At 56.9% G+C, this 1,919-nt stretch carries 1 protein-coding gene and 2 pseudogenes; all 3 read right to left on the reverse strand.

Annotation, left to right across the window (positions count from 1 at the left end; genetic code table 11):
- Positions 1-223, reverse strand: a pseudogene (locus P0D73_RS46320) (molybdopterin-binding protein); the annotation flags it as partial.
- A 2-nt stretch (positions 224-225) separates the two neighbouring features.
- Positions 226-849 carry a cytochrome b/b6 domain-containing protein gene (locus P0D73_RS46325; protein ID WP_408436435.1) on the reverse strand — a complete coding sequence of 208 codons (624 nt, stop codon included), beginning with the start codon at positions 847-849 and terminating at the stop codon, positions 226-228.
- A gap of 432 nt (positions 850-1,281) precedes the next feature.
- Positions 1,282-1,911: pseudogene (locus P0D73_RS46330) on the reverse strand (IS6 family transposase).
- Positions 1,912-1,919: the final 8 nt, after the last annotated feature.

The raw sequence follows: 1,919 nt of genomic DNA on the forward strand, positions 1-1,919 counted from the left end.
TCTCGTCGTTGAAGAACGACATTCTGCGCAGCATGGTGTTCACCGACTTGTCATTGGTCAAATCGCAGCCGGACAGCAAAGCTAAGCCGCCGAGCGTGAGAACTCGCTTGCCAAGCAGCCGGCGGGCCGGATTTTTCAGTTCGTTGCGCGCATCCTTGATGATGGATTCAGCGTGAGACGAAAGAAATGTATCGGGATTCTGGGCCTTTCTTCGAAAATTCATGGTCACCGTCCGCGAATCATCAGAAGCAACGAGCGCGGCACCAGTGCGACCATGACGACATGCACGACGAAGAACGCAACCAGCACGCTCATTGCAACGAAATGCACGACACGCGCATCGTCGTACCCGCCCATCAGCGTGCGTAGCAGCGGGAACTGCACCGACTTCCATATCGCCAGTCCCGACAGGATCACGAGTGCGATATCGACGATGACGACGAGATAGGCGAATTTCTGTACCGCGTTGTAGCGTGTGAGGTCCTCATGCGCGAGCGTGCCACGCAGTGCGGCGACGAGATCGGTTGCAAGCGACTTGAAGCTGACCGGCAGCAGTTTCCGGCGCAGACGTCCCGAAGCGATGTTCAGCCCGACGTAGATGAGGAAATTCGCGACCAGCATCCACATGATCGCAAAATGCCATTGCAAGGCCCCGCCGAGCCAGCCGCCCAATGTGATGGCGGAAGGAAACTGTAAAGCTGGAAAGATCGGCGAGGCGTCATAGATCTGCCAGCCGCTTGTCACCATCAATACGACAGCGAGCGCATTAATCCAATGTGTGATGCGGACCCAGGCGGGTTGAATCGTTGTGTGAATCAAAGCGATCTCGTGATTGATGAGGTTGCCCATTGTCGGAAACGCCAAGGCGCGGCCTTGCGATTCGTTGTCGCCTACAGCACGCGCCTTGCGAGACCGAAGAGCGACAATAGGCCACCTGGTAAGTCGAACTCCTGGCCGGCCGCGACCAAGTTGTGTCACCGTGGGTAAACATCAACAGCGCGCAACTATTCCATTGCGCGACAAATGATTTTTCTTACAAGCGACCGACGCTTCGAATGCATGCGCGGCGGTGTGGCCGATAGCGCCTGTTGGTCCATGTTTCGAAGGCAGTGATTCGAATCAGGCACGAACCAGGTCACTGCCGGCCGGAAGGGCCGAGGACGCGACGAGTGCGATCGTCGGGGAAGGTCCGTTACCTGGGCGGAACCGACGTTCGAATGTCCGACTAAGAGCGCGGTCGAAGGTTGTGTCGCGATAAGGCCCCAATATGATTAGGACGACTTACATAACCAGCGAATAGAATTGCTCGGCCGCGTTTTTGGCGAAGCCATCATCACGCATCTGCCCCTTGCGGATCATATGCATCAGTTCGATGCCGGCAGGATGATCCGAGCACACCGGAAATCCTTGAAGCCCATCATTGGTCTGGTGATGGGTGATGGCCCGGTGATCCTGCTCCACGATGTTATCCAGGTACTTGTTCTGACGGACCTTGATCGGTGTCGACCGCTCGGCGTTGAGCGCTTCGAGCGCGGCCAGATTGGCGCCGCTCTTGTCCACGGTTCGTTTCGGGCTCGCCGTTCTGGTCAATCGCCTTCTCGAAGTAGCGGCGCGCAGCGGCCTTGTCACGATGGGCGCGCAACAAGAAATCAACCGTGTTGCCCTGCTTGTCGACGGCGCGGTACAGATACTTCCATTGGCCTTTGACTTGACGTAGGTTTCGTCCATCCTCCAGCTCTTGCCAACCGGTCGCTTGTACCGTCGAAACGCCTTGTCATCTGCGGCAATCAGCAATTCCTCTCTATCGACGTATTGGACCGAAAAGTCGACGGAGCGTTGACGTGCCCCAATTTGAATGCTTCCTGGGTGCTCACTAAAGGCGACAACTGACGGGTCTGTCGCGATGAGCATCCATGCGT

The sequence above is a fragment of the Paraburkholderia sp. RL18-101-BIB-B genome, from assembly GCF_046026985.1.
Taxonomy (GTDB): domain Bacteria; phylum Pseudomonadota; class Gammaproteobacteria; order Burkholderiales; family Burkholderiaceae; genus Paraburkholderia.

Bases quoted from the DNA above. Each gene is read 5' to 3' on its own strand.
- P0D73_RS46325 (WP_408436435.1), bottom strand. From the start codon at position 849: ATGGGCAACCTCATCAATCACGAGATCGCTTTGATTCACACAACGATT.